This window comes from Nostoc sp. LPT, from assembly GCF_017115165.1.
Lineage (GTDB): Bacteria > Cyanobacteriota > Cyanobacteriia > Cyanobacteriales > Nostocaceae > Nostoc.
Map to the genome: position 1 here is coordinate 53,386 of NZ_JABXKF010000141.1, position 21,034 is coordinate 74,419.

13 protein-coding genes, 1 tRNA gene, 1 pseudogene and 1 CRISPR repeat array are annotated in these 21,034 nt (G+C 41.3%); of the genes and pseudogenes, 10 read left to right on the forward strand and 5 right to left on the reverse strand.

Annotated elements, in window-relative coordinates:
• Positions 1 to 202: 202 nt before the first annotated feature.
• A complete protein-coding gene (locus tag HWQ58_RS27070; protein WP_292869769.1) occupies positions 203 to 973 on the forward strand; it encodes a circadian clock KaiB family protein in 771 nt (256 codons plus the stop codon).
• A 249-nt stretch (positions 974 to 1,222) separates the two neighbouring features.
• Positions 1,223 to 3,201: direct repeats of the CRISPR family, unit length 36 nt; unit sequence ATCGCAATCAAATAAAATCCCTATTAGGGATTGAAA.
• 166 nt (positions 3,202 to 3,367) lie between these two features.
• On the opposite strand, the gene HWQ58_RS27075 is transcribed toward HWQ58_RS27070, so the two are convergent.
• A tRNA-Pro gene (locus HWQ58_RS27075) sits at positions 3,368 to 3,441 on the reverse strand.
• A 136-nt stretch (positions 3,442 to 3,577) separates the two neighbouring features.
• Here HWQ58_RS27075 and lipA point away from each other — a divergent pair.
• From lipA to HWQ58_RS27095, 4 genes are all read left to right on the forward strand, one after another.
• Positions 3,578 to 4,462, forward strand: coding sequence for a lipoyl synthase (gene lipA, locus HWQ58_RS27080; RefSeq protein WP_292869772.1), 885 nt, complete (start codon positions 3,578 to 3,580; stop codon positions 4,460 to 4,462).
• Between the two features lie 24 nt (positions 4,463 to 4,486).
• Positions 4,487 to 5,419: an NAD(P)H-dependent glycerol-3-phosphate dehydrogenase gene (locus tag HWQ58_RS27085; protein WP_292869803.1), complete on the forward strand. Its 933-nt coding sequence runs from the start codon at positions 4,487 to 4,489 to the stop codon at positions 5,417 to 5,419.
• Between the two features lie 725 nt (positions 5,420 to 6,144).
• Positions 6,145 to 7,395: an RNA polymerase sigma factor SigC gene (gene sigC / locus HWQ58_RS27090; protein WP_292869775.1), complete on the forward strand. Its 1,251-nt coding sequence runs from the start codon at positions 6,145 to 6,147 to the stop codon at positions 7,393 to 7,395.
• Positions 7,396 to 7,869: 474 nt separating this feature from the next.
• A complete protein-coding gene (locus tag HWQ58_RS27095) occupies positions 7,870 to 8,325 on the forward strand; it encodes a Fur family transcriptional regulator (RefSeq protein ID WP_292844215.1) in 456 nt (151 codons plus the stop codon).
• A 127-nt stretch (positions 8,326 to 8,452) separates the two neighbouring features.
• Here the strand turns inward: HWQ58_RS27095 and HWQ58_RS27100 are convergent, their stop codons facing one another.
• Positions 8,453 to 9,583, reverse strand: a complete 1,131-nt coding sequence (locus tag HWQ58_RS27100) for a peptidoglycan-binding protein (protein WP_292869778.1) — start codon at positions 9,581 to 9,583, stop codon at positions 8,453 to 8,455.
• 9 nt (positions 9,584 to 9,592) lie between these two features.
• Positions 9,593 to 13,696 carry a cobaltochelatase subunit CobN gene (cobN, locus tag HWQ58_RS27105; RefSeq protein ID WP_292869781.1) on the reverse strand — a complete coding sequence of 1,368 codons (4,104 nt, stop codon included), beginning with the start codon at positions 13,694 to 13,696 and terminating at the stop codon, positions 9,593 to 9,595.
• Positions 13,697 to 13,791: 95 nt separating this feature from the next.
• On the opposite strand from cobN, the gene HWQ58_RS27110 reads away from it, so the two are divergent.
• Positions 13,792 to 15,888, forward strand: a complete 2,097-nt coding sequence (locus tag HWQ58_RS27110; protein WP_292869784.1) for an ATP-binding protein — start codon at positions 13,792 to 13,794, stop codon at positions 15,886 to 15,888.
• Positions 15,889 to 15,986: 98 nt separating this feature from the next.
• On the opposite strand, the gene HWQ58_RS27115 is transcribed toward HWQ58_RS27110, so the two are convergent.
• Together HWQ58_RS27115 and HWQ58_RS27120 are read right to left on the reverse strand one after the other, a co-directional pair.
• A complete protein-coding gene (locus HWQ58_RS27115; protein ID WP_292869787.1) occupies positions 15,987 to 16,817 on the reverse strand; it encodes a YheC/YheD family protein in 831 nt (276 codons plus the stop codon).
• A gap of 51 nt (positions 16,818 to 16,868) precedes the next feature.
• Positions 16,869 to 17,750, reverse strand: a complete 882-nt coding sequence (locus HWQ58_RS27120) for a hypothetical protein (RefSeq protein ID WP_292869789.1) — start codon at positions 17,748 to 17,750, stop codon at positions 16,869 to 16,871.
• A 132-nt stretch (positions 17,751 to 17,882) separates the two neighbouring features.
• Between HWQ58_RS27120 and HWQ58_RS27125 the strand changes: the two genes are divergently transcribed.
• The 4 genes and pseudogenes from HWQ58_RS27125 to HWQ58_RS27140 all read left to right on the forward strand — a co-directional run.
• On the forward strand, positions 17,883 to 18,800 hold the full coding sequence (locus tag HWQ58_RS27125; protein WP_292869792.1) for a metallophosphoesterase: 918 nt from the start codon (positions 17,883 to 17,885) through the stop codon (positions 18,798 to 18,800).
• A gap of 5 nt (positions 18,801 to 18,805) precedes the next feature.
• The gene (locus HWQ58_RS27130; RefSeq protein WP_292869795.1) at positions 18,806 to 20,062 is read left to right on the forward strand and encodes an AAA family ATPase; all 1,257 of its coding nucleotides are present in this window, start codon (positions 18,806 to 18,808) and stop codon (positions 20,060 to 20,062) included.
• A complete protein-coding gene (locus HWQ58_RS27135) occupies positions 20,059 to 20,694 on the forward strand; it encodes a retron system putative HNH endonuclease (protein WP_292869797.1) in 636 nt (211 codons plus the stop codon). Before HWQ58_RS27130 ends, HWQ58_RS27135 begins: the two co-directional genes overlap by 4 nt.
• A 112-nt stretch (positions 20,695 to 20,806) precedes the next feature.
• Positions 20,807 to 20,977: pseudogene (locus HWQ58_RS27140) on the forward strand (antibiotic biosynthesis monooxygenase); the annotation flags it as partial.
• Between the last annotated feature and the right edge of the window lie 57 nt (positions 20,978 to 21,034).

Below are 21,034 nucleotides of genomic sequence, written 5' to 3' on the forward strand. Positions count from 1 at the left end.
GCGGTTGAAACTGTTTCCTGTCTTAGATTGCCCTGTAAAACTAAATAACGAACAGCTTAGTTAGTAATTATTCTCCCTCATTCCCAGTCCCCAATCCCCAGTCCCCAATCACCAGTCCCAAATATCTTTGCGATCCTGGTTGAGGTTATAGCTAAGGTAAAAGGTAAAAGAGAAAATTTTTACTTTTAGTTCCCTAACCTCTGTGAATAACTTGACGACAAATAAACTATCTACACCCCAGCTGTTTAAAGGCATTGCGCTATTTACACCTGGAGGAGATTTAATTTACTGCATCGACCCTAGCAAGCAAGGTCGATGGCATTTGCATTTGTGCTCAGCTTTGCAAGAAATCCTAGATTTACCAGAGCCACCGCACTTTTTAGTGCCTTGTTATACTGCAACTATTGACAATTGGTTAGATCCGCGCACTCAACAAGTGCGAACTTTTGCTGAAGCTTATCCGGCTGTAATTAGACACCAAACTTTGCTTAATGCTATTTTTGGCACAGGGGAATTAGTATGGCAAGCAGCTCCTTGGCAAGAGGGATTGTGTGATCGCATGGTCTTAACAACCTATCATTCATCATTTGGGCAGCTTTGGGAGGATCATGACTTAATTGTCCGTCTAGACCTTTCTGAACCTGTGCCAAAATATCACCAACCAGTAATAGTACAAAAAAAAGAAGCCATTACCCAAGGTTATGTTCTCCGCTTATTTGTTGCAGGACATAGCAGTTCTACTGAACGCATTCTGCAAAATTTACATGAATTGTTAGAGCGATCGCTTGGACATCCTTATACTCTGAAGGTGATTGATGTTTTAAGTCATCCAGAACAAGCAGAACTGAATCAGGTTTCTGCAACTCCTACCCTTGTCAAGGTTTGGCCTCACCCAATTCGGCGAATCGTTGGAGAGTTGGATCGTGTAGAAAAGATTTTACAGATGTTAGCTCCTAAGGAAAATTTTAAGTAATCAGACTAGTTTTTTTGGCAAGTGCGCGAATGGGTAGGTGTTGGTGAAGGGGTAACTACAAAAATGGCTAGATTGCCGTATCTGCAAGAATTTGAGAGCTTTAAAATCTTGAAACCATCCGCGCACCTTATATAAACTGACTTTCAGCTATTTACAGTTAGCACAATTGCCAGTCCCTATGTTATGATTTTTGCATTTGCGCTATTGAACCTTGAAAACCAAATAACACAGGACTTTCAGCCGCTTGCCATCGCAATCAAATAAAATCCCTATTAGGGATTGAAAATCGAGCGCTATAGGCAGACGCTTCAGCTTTTCTGATCGCAATCAAATAAAATCCCTATTAGGGATTGAAAAATGCCTTGCTACCTCCCTTTTGATGCTCAAGGGTATCGCAATCAAATAAAATCCCTATTAGGGATTGAAAACGAGCCATGCCGCCCCACTGAGTTCTGAGATGATATCGCAATCAAATAAAATCCCTATTAGGGATTGAAAACAACATAAGCTCCAGGAGCGAATATTTGAGAATCATCGCAATCAAATAAAATCCCTATTAGGGATTGAAACGAAAGTATTCCAACTGAACACTTCCAGTCTAACTATCGCAATCAAATAAAATCCCTATTAGGGATTGAAACCTGCTATTTTTTTTCTAACCTTGTACGAGGTTCCCATCGCAATCAAATAAAATCCCTATTAGGGATTGAAACCTCGACCTTAGCAACCCATCCAGTACCCACAAAAATCGCAATCAAATAAAATCCCTATTAGGGATTGAAACCAAAGATTAATGTAGTGGAGCAAATGCGTGAAGCTGATCGCAATCAAATAAAATCCCTATTAGGGATTGAAACGCGGCTCCTCCTCCTACTCCTGCCGATAAGCCTACGATCGCAATCAAATAAAATCCCTATTAGGGATTGAAACTTATCTCTCGACAAGCAATGAATAATTTATCGATAATCATCGCAATCAAATAAAATCCCTATTAGGGATTGAAACTTATCTCTCGACAAGCAATGAATAATTTATCGATAATCATCGCAATCAAATAAAATCCCTATTAGGGATTGAAACTTATCTCTCGACAAGCAATGAATAATTTATCGAATCGCAATCAAATAAAATCCCTATTAGGGATTGAAACAACTGAACCGAGCCGTTGCTGATAGTTATTGATCGCAATCAAATAAAATCCCTATTAGGGATTGAAACTTAGGATCTCTTGAAGATTCTATAGCTGATTAAGAAATCGCAATCAAATAAAATCCCTATTAGGGATTGAAACTCAAGGGGCTACTGAGGATGTAACCGATACTATAGATCGCAATCAAATAAAATCCCTATTAGGGATTGAAACACAATAATCATCAAAGGATAAAAAAGGGGACTTCAAATCGCAATCAAATAAAATCCCTATTAGGGATTGAAACGTTTAGATGCAGAGATAGTCGTGGTATTTGTCAATCGCAATCAAATAAAATCCCTATTAGGGATTGAAACGTGGCAATCACAACTACCCCCATCTTTTTCAAATATCGCAATCAAATAAAATCCCTATTAGGGATTGAAACAAGCTAAAACGCATACACGATGAGTATGAAAGGTATCGCAATCAAATAAAATCCCTATTAGGGATTGAAACAGATGGGTTTGTATATATAGATGAACAAGGCAAAAAATCGCAATCAAATAAAATCCCTATTAGGGATTGAAACGAGGAGATGTGTTGCGCTATTCTGTGTAAAGCCAATCGCAATCAAATAAAATCCCTATTAGGGATTGAAACAGTGAATAGTTAGATACCAGTGCGATCGCTAATTATCGCAATCAAATAAAATCCCTATTAGGGATTGAAACAACGCCTTTTGTAGTAACGACCCTCCAGCGTTGCAAGATCGCAATCAAATAAAATCCCTATGAGGGATTGAAACAAATTTACCTTACCTTATACATTTTCTGGAGTTACTTATCGCAATCAAATAAAATCCCTATTAGGGATTGAAACAGGGAAAGAGTTCTAGCTGATTAATGCATATCTTAAATCGCAATCAAATAAAATCCCTATTAGGGATTGAAACAGAAAATCTGGGAGTTCACATCTAATAACACTCATATCGCAATCAACTAAAATCCCTATTAGGGATTGAAACAGCATTTCCCCCTTGAGTGCCTTGAAAAAAGGGGAATCGCAATCAACTAAAATCCCTATTAGACTTTGGGGAAGCTTGATTTTGAACCAGTCCCAAAAAAGACAGTCGGTGACATTAATTTGTTAACGGTTGCAAGAGTAACTTTGATGACATTAATTTGTTAACAGCGATATTAATTCGTTAATCACGACATTAATTTGTTAACAACGACAAATAATTAGTTATTCGACAAAATAAATCGGGATGACTGGATTCGAACCAGCGGCCCCTTCGTCCCGAACGAAGTGCGCTACCAAGCTGCGCCACATCCCGCCATGAAAATGGCATTGTAAATTAAGAATATCACAACCTGTACCAAATAGCAGAATTACATCTATATACGATCGCTTCATCAAAGACTTTGCTTGCTAGGATTGAGTTTGTATAACTCTAGTGGTAAAAGCGGATTGTGACTGTAAAACCAGACTGGTTGCGGGTGAAAGCACCTGGGCGTGAGCGCATCGGTAACGTTAAAGAAATTTTGCGGGATTTAGCCCTCAATACAGTTTGCGAGGAAGCGTCCTGTCCGAATATTGGTGAATGCTTCAACGCTGGAACTGCCACGTTTTTGATTATGGGCCCGGCTTGTACACGCGCTTGTCCCTACTGCGATATTGATTTTGAGAAAAAACCCAAACCACTAGACCCCACGGAACCTTCACGACTAGCCCAAGCTGTTCGCCGCATGAACCTTAATCATGTAGTCATCACTTCTGTAAACCGAGATGACTTGCTTGATGGTGGTGCATCTCAGTTTATGGCGTGTATTGATGCAGTTAACTCTGTTTCACCCAACACCACAATTGAGGTGCTAATTCCTGACTTATGCGGTAATTGGAATGCTCTAGAGTCGATTCTACAAGCTGCGCCAGAGGTATTAAACCACAATACTGAAACTGTTCCACGTCTATATCGCCGGGTGCGTCCCCAAGGAAACTACAATCGCACATTAGAATTATTGCAACGCACTCGTCAACTTTCTCCTAGCACATACACTAAATCCGGGATCATGGTTGGACTCGGTGAAACTGATGCCGAAATTCGCCAAGTCATGCAAGACTTACGAACCGTGGATTGCGACATTTTGACCATTGGGCAATATCTCCAACCCAGTCAAAAACACTTGCAGGTAAACGAATTTGTCAATCCAGAACAATTTGCTGACTGGAAGGCATTCGGCGAAGAAATCGGATTTTTACAAGTTGTTTCTTCACCATTGACAAGAAGCTCATATTATGCTGAACAAGTCAGGGAATTGATGGAACGTTACCCACGCTCAAAAGTTAGGAGTTAGGAATTAGGAATTATGAGTGAGCAGATGTACTCCAACACAAAACTTTCCGTCGCAATTCTTGGTGCAGGTGCTTGGGGTGCATCTCTGGCAAATCTCGCTGCTGCAAATGGTCATCAGGTGCGCGTGTGGTCGCGTCAAGGTTCCCAAATCCAAGCAGTTTTACAAGATGTCCAAATAGTCCTGTCCGCTATCTCAATGATTGGTGTGAGAGATGTTGCTTCCCAAGTTGAGTCTTTCCCCCTTTCTCCAGAGACAATTTTTGTGACAGCGACGAAAGGCTTAGACCCTCAAACCACCTGCACGCCTTCACAAATTTGGCAACAAATATTCCCTAACCATGCAGTGGTTGTTTTGTCTGGGCCTAATTTATCAAAAGAAATTCAAATGGAATTACCAGCAGCCACGGTAGTAGCCAGTAATATTCCCACGGCTGCGGAAGTAGTGCAGTTAGTATTTTCTTCTCATCGTTTCCGGGTATATACCAATCCCGACCCCTTGGGCGTAGAACTAGGGGGAACACTGAAAAATGTGATTGCGATCGCAGCGGGTGTGTGCGATGGTTTACAACTGGGAACCAATGCCAAAGCTGCTTTAGTCACCCGTGGACTTACAGAAATGGTTCGCATTGGCAACAACTGGGGCGCAAAGACGGAAACATTTTATGGTTTATCGGGTCTAGGAGATTTGTTAGCAACGTGCAACAGTCCCTTAAGTCGCAATTACCAAGTCGGCTACCAGCTAGCTGGTGGTAAGTCGCTTACAGAAACTCTCGCAAATTTACAAGGAACTGCTGAAGGAGTAAACACTTGCCGGGTTTTGATGCAACGAGCCAAGCAACAAAACATCGCAGTCCCAATTACCGGGCAAGTTTATCGGTTACTTCAAGGCGAAATCACACCCCGACAAGCACTTGATGAACTGATGTTGCGAGATATCAAGCCAGAGTACAACTACTAGTTAGTAGTCTGTCAAGTCAACTATGCTGCGTAAATAAGTTTGTAGTAAGGACTTTAGTCCTTTTCTTAAGCAAGGACTTTAGTCCTTTTCTTAAGCACTGAAGTGCTTACTACATACCAGGCTTTCGTTAGCTTAATGGACTACTAGTAGTCTGTCAAATTGAAATTGGCAGATTAAAGCTGACATACAAGAGGATGCAGGGACACAGAGAGAGAATTTGATAATTTATCCGCATCTTCTATCTCCGTGTCGAGAGAATTTTTACCGTTAATGCTAATCACTTCCCCGATATCTATTAGTTCTACTTATACCTGAATAATCCTGAGAAAAAATTGCTAAATCGTCAGGATATTACTTTTTAGCCATGTAAATGTGACTATGCCAATTATAAAGATGACATTCACTGAAGGATGTTTATACTGTGTTATAAAAGTTACCATCAAAAAGCCATCAAAGTTGAAATATTAACTAAGTAGTTGAAATATTGAAAACCTAGCTGTGAATATAAATAGCTATTGGTTAAATCAAAAATTTAGCAGCCGATTCAGTTCAGTAATCCTGTATCTAATAAAACCCTTACAGTTAATTTCTAAAAAAATTGTAATGGAACGTTCAACCATGTTAGTTCATCGTGAATCACGGGAACAATAGCAACAGTTGAATAGCTGACCGTAATCTAAGCTGACCGAAATCTATTGTTACCTGGAGCCATTGAGACGATCTTTATGCCAGCAACATCTTTTTATACAGACGCCCCCTACAACACCAAAAAGTCTAGCCAGGCTTTGGACTCGGATCTCACGGTTGACGAAAGTGAGTTATCGGTAGATGATTTACAGGAGCTAGAGATGGCTTCTGTTGACAATGCTAACTTTGCTACTAGCACCAACCGTCGGAGTACAGACCTAGTACGTCTATATCTTCAAGAAATTGGTCGGGTTCGCTTGTTGGGGCGCGATGAAGAGGTTTCAGAAGCTCAAAAAGTCCAACGCTACTTGCGGATGCGGATAGTACTTGCTAACGCCGCCAAACAAGGGGATGCAGTGATTACGCCCTATCTTCGGTTAATTGAAGTTCAAGAACGTCTTACCTCAGAACTTGGACATCGGCCATCTTTGGAAAGATGGGCTGCCACTGCTGATATAGTTTTATCCGATCTCAGACCAACTTTGGCAGATGGCAAACGTCGCTGGGCTGAAATCGCCAAGTTGACTGTAGAAGAGTTGGAGCAAGTTCAGTCCCAAGGACTGCAAGCAAAAGAACACATGATTAAGGCGAATCTTCGCTTAGTTGTGTCTGTTGCTAAGAAGTATCAAAATCGTGGTTTGGAATTGTTGGATTTAGTCCAAGAAGGTACATTAGGTTTAGAGCGGGCTGTAGAAAAATTTGACCCAACTAAGGGTTATCGCTTCAGTACCTATGCTTACTGGTGGATTCGTCAGGGTATTACACGGGCGATCGCTACTTCTAGTCGCACGATTCGCCTACCGGTTCATATTACCGAAAAGTTAAACAAAATCAAAAAAGCCCAACGCAAAATTGCTCAAGAAAAAGGTCGCACCCCAACTCTAGAAGATTTAGCAACTGAGTTAGAGATGACACCTACCCAAGTACGAGAAGTTTTGTTGCGGGTTCCTCGCTCCGTTTCTTTGGAAACCAAAGTAGGAAAAGATAAAGACACTGAGTTAGGCGAATTACTCGAAACTGACAGTGTAACTCCAGAAGAGATGTTAATGCGAGAATCTTTACAAAGAGATTTGCATCATCTTCTGTCAGATTTGACTAGCCGGGAGCGCGATGTAATTCTGATGCGGTTTGGTTTGGCAGATGGTCATCCTTATTCTTTAGCAGAAATTGGCCGCGCTCTTGACTTATCGCGCGAACGAGTCCGCCAAATTGAATCCAAGGCTTTGCAAAAGCTACGTCAACCCAAGCGCCGCAATCTCATCCGTGACTATTTGGAGTCTCTAAGTTAGTCATTTGTCATTAGTGAGCCAGTGCGATCTTGGGGGTTTCCCCCATGAGCAACTGGCGAACCCGGAGGGTCATTTGTCATTAGAAAACTGCACTTGACAAATGACTAGAGACAAAGGGCTGATTTGATCCCCAGGTCAAAAGCCTCTTAGAAGCTTGTAGCAAATAATTTGTATTTAATTGTACAAGAGTTTCCCTAAACCTTTGCTCAGATATCTTAAAAGTGGGGATAAACTCAGCAATTTAAAATTCACTCATTCAAAATCCAAAGTCAAGGGATGTAATCGTTACAAACATCCTAACTATTAGCTGTATGCAAATTAAATGCACTACAGCTTATTACTTGAATTTTCAGCAAGATTTTATAAATTGTTCTTAAGTATTTAGTAAATTTTGTCAATAAGCAATGATTGTTGCAAATTGCTCAAAAGATTTGTTATATTCTCAATTAACGATATTTGTTGAGAAATATTAGTATGACTGTCTACACAACTACTTCACTTAAGGCAGAATTGAACGACCGAGGCTGGCGTTTAACTCCCCAGCGCGAAACAATTTTACACATTTTTCAAGAACTTCCGCAAGGTGAACATCTGAGTGCGGAGGATCTTTATCATCGGCTAGAAACTGATGGTGAAGGGATCAGTCTGTCAACTATTTATCGGACTTTGAAGTTGATGGCAAGGATGGGAATTTTACGGGAACTAGAATTGGGCGAGGGACATAAGCATTATGAGATCAACCAGCCCTATCCCCACCATCACCATCACTTAATTTGTGTTCGATGCAACTCAACTATTGAGTTTAAAAATGACTCAATTTTAAAAATTGGGTCAAAAACTGCTCAAAAAGAAGGTTTTCACCTACTGGACTGCCAAATGACTATTCATGCAGTGTGTCCCAAGTGCCAACGGGCGCTGATGCCGCTTTAGCACTTGGGTGGATAAATAGAAACTACTCAAATTAACCAAATAAATGGAATCTGAGCAGTTCGTAATTTGCTGTTATTAGAGGCAAGCAATCAGTTGGCAAGTGATACTAACGACACCAAAGCGGATGTTAAAAGCGTCCGCTCTTAAGATCCTTGAGACTAATCCCGTAGAATTCTTGGGCTTGTTTAATCGCTTTTTTGGTATCATCTGCCATCACACCATTCAACTTGCCTTTATAAAAACCCCGCTCCCGTAGTCGGGTTTGAATTTCTAAAGTATTAAATTCGCTTTTGCTAGTAGTATTAACTGAGCTATATAACTTAGCTCGCGTAGTTGGGCCAGCAACACCACTTGCTGCTAAGAAATTAGCTGCCTGAAATCTTCGTACAGCATCGGCAGTATAGGGGCCATAGTAGCCATTTGGCTCTCCCTCTAAATATCCTGCCTGGATCAATTGTTCTTGAACAATTCTAACTGGCTCACCGCGATCGCCTACACGAAGTTTGTCTCGATTGACTACCTTTTTGGGAGCCTCTTCTCCATCACCGATGCCAGTTCCTGGCAATTTACTTAATGTTGCTGGGCCAACAACTCCATCAACGCTTAATTTGTAAGAATCTTGGAACCGCTTGACAGATTCTTCGGTAATTGGACCAAATATGCCTGTAGCGTTTCCGTAATAAAAGCCTGCGACTCTTAACCGTTCTTGCAAAGCTCTCACATCTTCACCTTCATCCCCTTTAGCAAGGTAGTTGGGATTGGGGCGTTTGCTGGTGGCTGAACTAGTAGTGCTGGGCTTTTTCGCTTGTGCGCTTACAGCAGTGGTTCTTTGAGCTTGTGTAGCCCTAGTTGTGGGCTTTTTCGCTTGCCAACTTTCTAATTTTTGCAGGGTGCTTGCTCCAACAATGCCGTCCACTGGTAAACCAGCGGCCTTTTGGAAGCGCCGCACAGCTTCTTGTGTGGATGCGTCATATACTTGGGTAACAGAAGATTGGTAAAAACCTGCTGTTTTCAACTTTTGTTGTAGATTCCTAACAGAAGGACCTTGATCGCCTTTTTCCAGTGCCATGACGCTGCTGACGGCGCCAAGAATAGATAAAGACAGAGCAAGGGGCAACATATACTTCCAAGCCCTACCAGAAAGCCTTTTCCAGTCTGGTGCAGCTGCTTTGTTAAACAAAGAACTGAGGGAGACCAATTCACTGGGTGTGCTGTCTTCGTAGGCGAAAGCTAGGTGCAAATACGCAAGATTCTCCATATTTGTTTCCTACACCATTGATTTTTCTTCGATAACTGCTTCAGCTTGATGTACTAGGTTCCTCAAAGCTTCTAATGTTCCTATATTTACATCCTCCCACAAATTGCGCTTGTGTGCTTCTAATAATTTTTCAGCAATATCACGCAGTGCGTAAGGGTTCTTTTGCTGAATAAATTCTACAACAACTGGATCGAGTAAATAAGCTTCCACTATACCTTGATACATGTAATCTTCGACACATTTAGCTGTTGCATCGTAGGCGAATAGGTAATCTACCGTTGCCGCCATTTCAAATGCTCCTTTGTATCCGTGGCGCATAACTCCTGCAATCCACTTGGGATTAACTACGCGAGAACGATACACTCGTGCAATTTCTGTTTTCAGTTGGCGAATGCGTGGTTGGGCGGGTATAGAATTATCTCCAAAATAAGTTTGGGGATTTTTTCCCTGTAGAGAACGCACCGCCGTTGTTAAGCCACCCTGAAATTGGTAATAATCATCAGAATCGAGTAGGTCGTGTTCGCGGTTATCTTGATTGTGCAGGACAACTTGCATTTGCGCCAAGCGTTGCTTGAAGGCTTCGGTATTGGGCATTGGGCATTGGGAGTTAGGAAGAATTTCTGCCCCTCTGCTCCCCTGCTCCCCTGCTCCCCTCTCCCCCCTATCCCCAGAGGGGGCCCCGAGTCCCCCCTGCTCCCCTGCCAAGTTTTCTGAAGAGTAGGCGTAAGAACTCCAGTTGATGTAGGCGCGGGCTAAATCTTCGTCATCTGTCCAGTTTTGCGATTCGATTAAACCTTGGAGTCCGGCGCCGTAAGCACCTGGACGAGAACCAAAGATGCGATAACGCGATCGCACTACGGCTGCTTCTAAAGTTAATCCTTGGCTTGTCCACAAATCAGTTTCTTGGCGAACTGCATCCGCTAGAGGATTTTGTTCTGGCGGTTCATCCAAGTCTGCTACTGCTGACACTGCTTGATCGAATAAGTCAATTAAGTTGGGAAAAGCATCGCGGAAGAATCCCGAAATTCGCAAGGTGACATCTACACGAGGACGCCCCAAAATCGCTAGAGGCAAAATTTCAAAATCCACTACTCGCCGTGCTGCACCATCCCATACAGGTTGAACTCCAAGTAAAGCCAAAGCTTCAGCTATATCATCACCGCCAGTTCTCATGGTGGCTGTTCCCCACATTGATAAGCCTAGTGTTTTGGGATATTCACCATGCTCTTGAGTGTAATATTCAACGAGGGTTTCAGCAGCTTTTCTGCCGATATCCCAAGCTGTCTCTGTGGGAATGGCGCGAATATCGACAGAATAAAAGTTTCTCCCTGTTGGTAGAACTTCTGGGCGGCCGCGTGTGGGTGCGCCAGATGGAGCGCTGGGGACATATCCGCCATCGAGTCCGTGTAATAAATGGGTGATTTCTTCGGGGGTTTTTTGTAAAGCGGGAAGCAGGCGATCGCGTATCCAGTTAAGGGTAGTGCTGAGTGGGGAGTTAGGAGTTAGGAGTGAGGAGTTAGGAGTTAGGAGTGAGGAGTTAGGAGTTAGGAGTTGTTCTACTAAGAGGGCGGCGTGTTCTTCGAGGACTTCGACGATATCACCGAGGGTACGGCATTCTCTGCCATTGACTATTGAGTATTCACCACTAGTCATTGACAAATCGGCTGTGAGGGGATCGAAGTCGAGTCCCCAATCTTCAGCTATGGCGCGGGTAATACCTGAAGAATGGCGATTGGGTATGCGAGCGATCGCTACTATTAAATCCCTTAATTGCCGTCCTTGGGGACATTGCCCAAAAATGTGCAAGCCATCGCGGATTTGAGCTTCTTTCAATTCACAAAGATAGCCACCGATAGAATTCAAAATTAATGATTCAGAATTAAAAATTTCTGTTTCATTTTGGATTCCTAAATCTAGATGGAGATTTTCTTTGATTACCAGTTCGTGGATGCGATCGCGAATTACTGGCAAACGCGAAGGATTTAAACTGTCCGCTTCATAATACTCATCAATTAAATTTTCTAACTGTTGCAAAGAACCGTAGAGTTCTGCACGAGTCATCGGCGGCGTGAGATGATCTATAATCACCGCTTGAGCGCGACGTTTAGCTTGGGAACCTTCGCCAGGGTCATTGACAATAAACGGGTACAGATGGGGAAGTGCGCCAAAAGCCACTTCTGGATAACAATTACTCGATAAAGCCACACTTTTACCCGGTAGCCATTCTAGATTTCCGTGTTTTCCCACATGAACTACAGCATCAGCACCAAAAGTTTCTCTGACCCAATAGTAGAAAGCTAAATAAGCATGAGTTGGTTCTAAATCCGGCGCATGATAATTCAAACTGGGGTCATTATCATAACCCCTTGCTGGCTGAATTCCCACGAAGATGTTGCCGAGTTGAATTCCGGGAACGGGAATTGGGGATTGGGGATTGGGGATTGGGGATTGGGGATTAGGTATTGAGTATTTGGTATTTAGTATTGGGTATTGGGTATTCCTCTCGTCTCCCCTGTTTTCCTTTTCCCCAGTCCCCAGTCCCCAGTCTCCAGTCCCTATTCCCCACCTTTCACTAATACCTTGCTGCACTGCTGGCGGTAATGAAGCGAAATATTCTTGATATTCTTCCCAAGAAACACTTTGGTGTACCGGAAGCCATTCTCTACCTTCCGGATCGTTAGTTACACCATCTGTCAGCCGTTGAATCAACTCGTCTCCTTGAGCAGGTGGATTTTCTACTTGATAACCAGCCAGATGTAAAGCTTGCAGGATTTCTACACAACTAGCTGGGGTGTCCAGTCCCACACCATTGGCGAGGCGGCCATTGCGGTTGGGGTAGTTTGCCAAAATTAGGGCAATTCGCCGTTCCTGGGGTGGTTTGGAACGTAGACGCGCCCAATTTGCTGCTAGTTTAGCAACGAATTCGATGCGATCGCTCACTGGTTCATAAATTACCACATCTGTCTCTAAATGAGGATTACGAGTTTGCAATGCTTTAAAAGACACAGCACGAGTAATAATCCGCCCATCTACTTCTGGTAGCGCCACATTCATCCCAATATCGCGGGGAGAAAGCCCTTGAAATTGTGACTCCCACTGCTCAATTGATCCGCCACTGAGGATTACCTGCAACACAGGCACATCTAATTTTTGCCAAAGTTCGGTTTGGGGTGTTTCGCTTTCTAAGCGTGCTAGAGAAAAACTGGTAGTATTTAGCAGCACAGCGATTGATTCGGCTTCTTTGGGTTGAAAAAATTCACTCAACTCAACTTGAACATCTGGTTCACGCAATGAAGAAACAAATACTGGCACTGGTTGTAAATTTTTCTGTACCAAAGCTTCGCATAAAGCATCAATTACTTTAGTATTCCCCGCTAAATAATGAGCGCGGTAGAAAAGGATGCCAATTTTGGGCATGGGGCATGGGGCATTGAGAAGAGACAAGGTAGACAAGGAAGAGGGGGGAGATAAGGGAGAGACTTGTTCAATAATTCCCCCTTGTCCCCCTTGTCTCCTTTGCTCCCTTGCTCCCTCTGCTCCTTCATCTCCCCCTGCTCCTCCTGCTCCCCATTCATACAATCCCACACGTGGAATTGGCCGCGGTGGCAGGGGATTGTATGCACTTAACAAGCAACTGTCAGAGATAAATTGCAGAGCATTAACGAAATTTTCTACGCCGCCTTCGCTAAAATACTGCCATACCTGGTTAACAATACCCAAGGGCACGGTAGACTGGGAAATTAAATCGGGATCAAAAGCGTCATCCCCTGGCATTACAATAAGGGTTCTACCATTACGTTGCACAATTTCTTGCACTACTTCTAAGCCATAACCCCAGTAGGAGCGTCCTCCTAACAGACGCAAAATAATTACTTGGGCATGTTCTAAAACTTGTTCTCCGTAAGTATCTATACTTAATTGTTGCTGTAACTGCAAAAGGTTGGCGACTCTTAATGCCGGAAAGCTTACAGGTAACTTTGTAACCGCAGCTGCCAAGGTTTGAATATCTGTATCAGCAGCGGTAATCAACACGAAAGGCGCTGGAGTTTGTTCTAGAAAAATTAAACCCTCTGACTGATTCCATCCACCCGATGTGCTACTTGTACGATGCATAATCCTGTCTTACCGTTTTAAAATTGTTGGTTAGTAGATAATCAAAACAAACTTTTTTCCCCGGATTTAGCCCTCTCTCACCAAAATGATTGAAAATGCTTAGTTCTCCTGATTTGAGCTTTTCTCGAACCTTGCCTATTGTTGTATTTAATCAGCTTGGGGAATTGTTAGAACAGATGGCTCAAAGGGTGGAAAGTGCCGTGGTACTAACAGAAGCTGTGCTGGTGCGGATTTGCATACCTGTGGAGTGGCAAAGGCAAAGGTTTACCCTAGTGGTTTCCGAGCAGTTTAGTGCGCTCTTGGTAGGAAACTTTGAGGAGGAGCAGGGGAGTAGGGGAGCAGGGGAGCAGGAAATTCACTCAGCATTCAGCACTCCTAATTCTCTACTCAGCACTCAGCACTCAGCACTCAGCACTCATTTAGCACTTAATGCTCAGTTGACGTTTAATTTAGAGGCGATCGCTTCTTTTGTCTACGAGTTGAGAGATTTGTTTGAGTGCGATTCTTATACTTACCAAAATCTCGAACGCTATCGGCAAATTATTAGACCTAATGATGCTACGCTCCAAAGTCAATTCTCGCTGTTGTTATTAGAATATCTCCTAACTCAGCCAAACCAAGAAATAATAGCAGATCCAAGCCCAATTGGCCCGGCAGTTTATATCTGTCAGCCAGTGGAAGATGCTTTAAAAAAACAGATTTCTCAAGAGCGGCTATTAAATCAGGTAACAACACAGATCCGCAAAAGCCTGGATTTGCCCGTGATTATGGCAACGGCAATTACACAGGTGCGTGAGTTTCTAGAATTAGACAGATTAGTAATCTATAAATTTGCAGGTTCCCAAGTTAAGGCTCAACAATACGATTCTGAGACTATTCCCCTTAATGAAACGGCACTACCAACAGATATAGAACCATCAGTTAGGGAACCTGGTGAAATCTATTTTTCTATACACGAGAACAACGGTAAACACTCGCCTTTTGTATCAGTCAATAATCAACCTCTACTAAAAGACTGCCAACAGAATGGAGGTTATATTGTCTATGAAGCCCGTGCTACAGATGCTATTACATCGGTGTTGAATTACACGGAAAAAATTTGCTTTATCCGCACTTCTCAGTGTTGGCAGAAGTATCGCCAAGGCTTTACTTTAGCTGTGGATGATGTCGAAAAAACTTATGCTCTGGAAGAGTGTTTGTTGAGTTTTTTAAGGGAATGCCAAGTTAGGGCTAAGTTGGCTGCACCGATTATGTTTGAGGATAAACTGTGGGGATTGCTGATTGCTCATCAGTGCGATCGCCCACACCAGTGGAATGATAGCGAAAAAAACTTGCTGGTTGCGATCGCAGAACAATTAGCGATCGCTATTCACCAAGCTGAGTTAATGCAAACGCTCACCCAAGAAAAACAAAATCTCGAACAACGAGTTATTGAGCGCACAATGGCTCTGCGTGATGCTCTCCTCGCCGCCGAAGCTGCTAGCCGGATCAAAAGTGAGTTTCTCGCTACTATCAGTCATGAATTGCTCACGCCTTTAACTTATGTGATTGGGATGTCTTCGACGTTATTACGCTGGCCTTTGGGTGAATTGAGTCAACGACAACGGGGTTATCTGCAAACCATCCACGATAGTGGAGAACATTTATTAGAAATGATTAATGACATCCTCGATTTATCGCAAATCGAGGCTGGTAAGACAGCTTTAAATATTTCGGAATTTTCTTTGGTGAATGTTGCCGAAAATGCTGTGAAGTTGCTGCAAAAAAAAGCAACGAGCGAACAAATTAATCTCATACTTGATTTGCAAATCAATCCCAGGTGCGATCGCTTTACTGCCGATGCCGAACGAGTAGAACAAATTATTTTGAATCTGTTAACTAATGCGATTAAATTCACACCTGAAAGTGGTAGCGTTACTTTACGTCTTTGGGTGGAAGATAATACTGCTATTTTTCAAGTGGAAGATACCGGGATTGGCATTCCTGAGGAACAATTACCATTACTGTTTGAGAAATTTCAACAACTCGATACACCTTATCGCCGCCGCTACGAAGGCACTGGGCTAGGACTGGCTTTAACTAAACAACTTGTAGAACTTCATCGAGGTCGAATTGAAGTAGAATCAACTGTAAGTATTGGCTCGATTTTTACTGTATGGATACCAACTCAGGCAGTGAGAGTGGTGAGTTAGAAGTCATTCGATTTAAGATTTTAGACTTTGGCGTGAGCGCTCAGTCGAACGCTTTTTTCTTCAATCCAAAATCAAAAATTCTCCCCTTGTCTCTTTCTTTAATTTGAGGCTAGGCTAATTAGCATTTTTTCAAAAATTTTCAACACATACTCTTCTCCATTGTCTCTAATAAAAAGGCTAAAATTTGGATGAGAGTTGATTTCAATTAACCAATATTGATTATCTCGATCTAAGACGATATCAAAACCACCATAATCAAGGTCTAACTCTTGAAAAACTGGTTGAGCAAAATTAGCAATCTCTGATAGTATTTGTGGATCGTTGATATATTTGGCTTTCGCACCATCCCAGTGTAGAGGACTGAGATTACCAACAAATTTGGCATCAGTTATATCTTTTTCATAAAGCAAAACTAACTCTTTATTTAAGAAAACCGCTCTATATTCAGATTTGATGTGAATAAATTCTTGAGCAAGAGCGACGTAATCATACTTGTGATTAATAGTAAAAATTTCTTTTAAAGCAGTTTCAATTTCATTTAAATTCTCACATAAAAAGACATTATGTCCACCCGCACCAGAATTTCTTTTAATAATCACTGGTGTTTCAAAATTTTGTTTTATTTCTAATACGATATCTTGAATAGTTGGAAATTTTAAGTAAATCTTATATTGGATGTCACAAAAAGGCGAAAGAAAACCTACTGTCCGAGGAAGGTTAACTTTTTTATTTAAAACAAGATAAGTGTATTCTTTGTCTTTGATCAGGTGTGCTACTGCTTGATTAAGTAACGGAGTGCTATAGTTACAAAAATAATGCTGTTTACTATTCAATTCTATTTTGATTAAGTTTTCAGATGGATGAAGGATTTCATAGCTGATGTTTAAGCTTTCACAAGCTTTGAGCAATAGCGAAACGTTGTCTAACATAAATACTTAAAGTTAAACGTCTAAATTACGAATTACTAATTACTAATTATTTTAACTTGCTGTTTGCCGTTTAAAAATCACTATCTCAGTCCCAACAACCGGGTTACGAGCTATCAGCGTATTTTGGGAGTCGAGAATTTCTAAATGGGTAAAATCGAGTTCTTGAGAGCGTTGTAATATCTTTGCAGCTAGTTTGTCTTGCTCAGATTCTTTGAGAGTGTACCAGTCATTACTAATTTTGACAGTCAAGTTACTTGTACGGAAGTTGGCTTGAATTGACTTTATCAGACCAGAGGCAATGCGATCGCTAATTTCGACTACCTGATTTTCAATAGCCGCAATCAAAGCTTGTTCAGGTGTCAATTCTATGACTGGTGTCGGCGTTGGTGTTGAGATTGGCGTTGGCGTAGGAATTGGTTCTGGTTCCGGCATTGGTGGCGTAGTTTGTACTTCTGGCGGCGGCGTAATTTCCTCTGGTGGTTGTGGTTCTGGTGCGACTGACTTCGGTGGAGTAGTTATTGTTGGTGTTGGTATGGGAACCTCTTCAACCGGAGGAACAGTTGCTACTTCCGTAGGTTTAGCAGTAAAGATAGTCGTAGTTGTCCAAACGAGAATTACAGCAATTCCAGTAACAATTCCCGTCAAAGCTGTATCTGATAACTTTGTTGACAAATTTGATGGTAAAAATAAGCGGATTGTCCTTAACAATCCACCCCACCACAACTGAAGCTGCTGAAAAAAACCAGGTTTTTCCTCAGTACCAGGTGGGGGTGCTGTCTCCAGTTTTTCCACCGTTACTTCTAAAACCCCAATTGTCCCTTGGAGAAGTTGGATAATTTTAGCCTTCCAAAATGGCTGAACTCTCTGGTAAGGTTTTTGGGGAGGTTGAGTTATCTGCTCATCCGTCGGTTTTGACTGATTGTCTTGTGACATGGAACTTTCACCAAAAGCAGCGAATCAAAGACAAACAACGTACATTATTACTGGTGCTGCCTTCTTTTGCCTTAATGTATCACTTCATTGCTCATTGTTTCCGCTATGACTATTTATTAAATTTGGTGACTTATGAAACTGAAACGCCGTCAATTTGTATTTTTAAGTAGCGTCAGCGCCATTAGTACAGGATTTTTAAGCTGGATGTTTGCTCATCAAAATCATCAAAGTGCTGATATTAGCGATTCAACAACAGCTATAGCCGCTAACCCAGCCAAAAAAGACTTATTATTACGTTTTGTGTCTGTTGCGGATACGGGGACTGGGGCTAAAGGACAGTATGCTGTGGCTGGAGCAATGAATGTGTATCATCAGAAAAATCCTTATGATTTAGTCGTTTTAGCTGGAGACAACATTTACAATAACGGCGAAATTGAGAAAATTAATGCAGTTTTTGAGCGTCCCTATCAAGGTTTACTCAAGCAAGGTGTAAAATTTCAGGCTTGTTTAGGTAATCACGATATTCGTACTGCTAATGGCGAGCCCCAAGTCAAGTATGCTGGCTTTAATATGAAGGGACGTTACTATACCTTTCGCCGGGGAACTGTGCAATTTTTTGCTTTAGATACTAACAGTAATGCTAATTGGAAAAACCAGCTAAGTTGGTTAGAAAAAGAATTAAGTCTGAGTAATGCTCCTTGGAAAGTAGTGTTTGGTCATCATCCGATTTATTCATCGGGTCATTATGGGAGTAATCCAGATTTTATTAAAACTTTTACTCCTCTATTTCAAAAATACGGTGTTCAACTTTATATTAATGGTCATGAACATAGTTATGAACGCACTCGTGCTATTGATGGTACAACTTACTTAATTTGTGGCGCGGGTGCTGGTAATCGTCCTGTAGGGCGTTCTGAGTGGACAGGGTATTCTACCAGTGACTTAAGTTTTGCCTCTTATGAAGTGTATAAAGATAGAATAGAAATAAGTGCGATCGCTACTGATAATCGCGTTTTTGATAAAGGTATTATTAAGTTGAAATCAGCATAGTTATTATGAAAGTCAAGCGCTTAAAAATGCAATCCTTCCGTGGAATCGGCGATTTGACGCTTGAGTTTGATGAAACGAGTCCAACGGTACTTATTGGTATCAACGGCGTGGGTAAATCAAGTATTATTGATTGCCTAGCCATTCTCTTGTCGCGTTTTACTAGCTCAATTCAACACTCAACATCTTCTGGAAGACTCTTCAGTGAGAAAGACATCACTAATGGTCAAAAAGAAACACATAATGAAATTATTGTTTTATTTAATTCTGAGGAAGTAATATGGTCTCTGACCAAGGTACATAAAGGAAGCAGCAAAGATACTAGCAGTAATCTGTCAGCCATAACAAAGGTTGCTGAAAATATCAAGAATGATTTATATACACTTAATCAATTAAATATTCCTGTATTAGTATATTATTCTACAAATCGTGCAGTACTGGATATTCCTTTGAAGATTCGGACAAAGCATTTATTTGAACAAATAGATATTTATGAAAATGCACTTACAGGAGCAGGAAGTGAGTTTAGACTCTTCTTTGAATGGTTTAGAAAGGAAGAAGATTTAGAGAATGAGTTACGGCTAGAAGATGATTCCGGTTATCGAGATAAGCAATTAGAATCAGTGAGGCAAGCCATATCTTCATTAATACCAAGTTTTTCTAATTTACGAGTAAGGCGTTCACCCCTACGAATGACTGTCAGAAAAAAAGGTGAAGAACTGATAGTAAATCAGCTGTCTGATGGAGAGAAATGCTTGCTGGCAATGGTGGGTGATTTAGCAAGACGATTGGCAATAGCCAATCCAGGTTTACCAGATCCCCTCCAAGGTAGTGGTGTTATTTTAATTGATGAGATTGAACTCCACCTACACCCAAAATGGCAACGAGAAATTATTCCAGCTTTGACAAGAACATTCCCTAATTGCCAATTTATTGTCACTACCCATTCGCCTCAAGTAATTAGCCAAGTCAAACCAAAAGGAATTTACATTCTAGAAAAAACAGATAAAGGTGTTGTTGCCAAAAAACCAGAAAGTTCCTTTGGGAGAGACAGCAATCGGATTTTAGAAGACCTCATGGGAGTTCCAGCACGTCCACAAGAAATTAAAGATCGTCTACATGAGTTATTTAGGCTCATTGATGAAGGAAATCTTGATGGTGCTAGGCAATTATCTCAGGAAATTGCTGATATTATTGGACAAGATGAACCAGAATTAGTAAAAGCAAGTGTATCTATTCGACGCAAAGAGATTTTGAAGCGGTGAAATATATCAAAAAAGGTGCGGAGCCAGAAAGTTTTACCGTTTGGAAAAATCTAGCAAATGAGGATTGGCAACCTAGTTGGGAAAATTTCGGCAAACCACAAAAAACTGATGTACATAATTCCTTGTTGCAAGAGCAAGGTTTTATTTGCTGTTACTGTGGAAGACGGATTAATACTGACGATAGCCATCTTGAACATTTAAAACCAAGAACAACTTATCCTCAATTAGCGCTAGAATACACAAATATATTGGCATCATGCCAAAAAGATACAGTACCCAAAGAACCTCTGCATTGTGGTAAGGAGAAAGATAAATGGCATGATGAAAATCTCTTTGTTTCGCCTCTAAATATTAACTGTGCAGAGTTTTTTAGGTACACTGATGATGGTCAGATTTTGGCGACAAATAATTTAGAAAAGCAATTACCTGCTGAAATAACGATTGATAAACTTGGACTCAATATTAATAAACTGAAAGATTTACGTGCAAAAGCTCTTGAGCCAATATTGGAAATTATCAACACAATTACAGAAGAAGATAGACAAGACTTGATTTTAGGCTTCAGTGAAACTGATTTCCAAGGATACTACGAAGAGTTTTGTGCTGCGATTATCTATTTACTGAAGAATTAGTTTTAATAACAATTAAATATGTGCGTAGGTGTAGCCCGTCCTAGACATCACGTCTACTTTATACTAAATAATATCAGCATAATATCAGCGTAATTATTCACCGCAAAACTTTATGATTCTTGAGGCAGTTATACTTCATGTCAAATCTGGTCTAGAATCAGATTTTGAAGCTACTTTCAAAAAAGCTTCTAAAATTATTTCCTCAATGGACGGATATTTATCTCATGAATTGCATAAATGTATAGAAGTCAAAGGTAAATACTTATTACTTGTCAGATGGGAAACCTGAAGGGGTGACAAGGAGGCGGAAGCATGAGAAATAGTGGAGTGTAGCGATTTT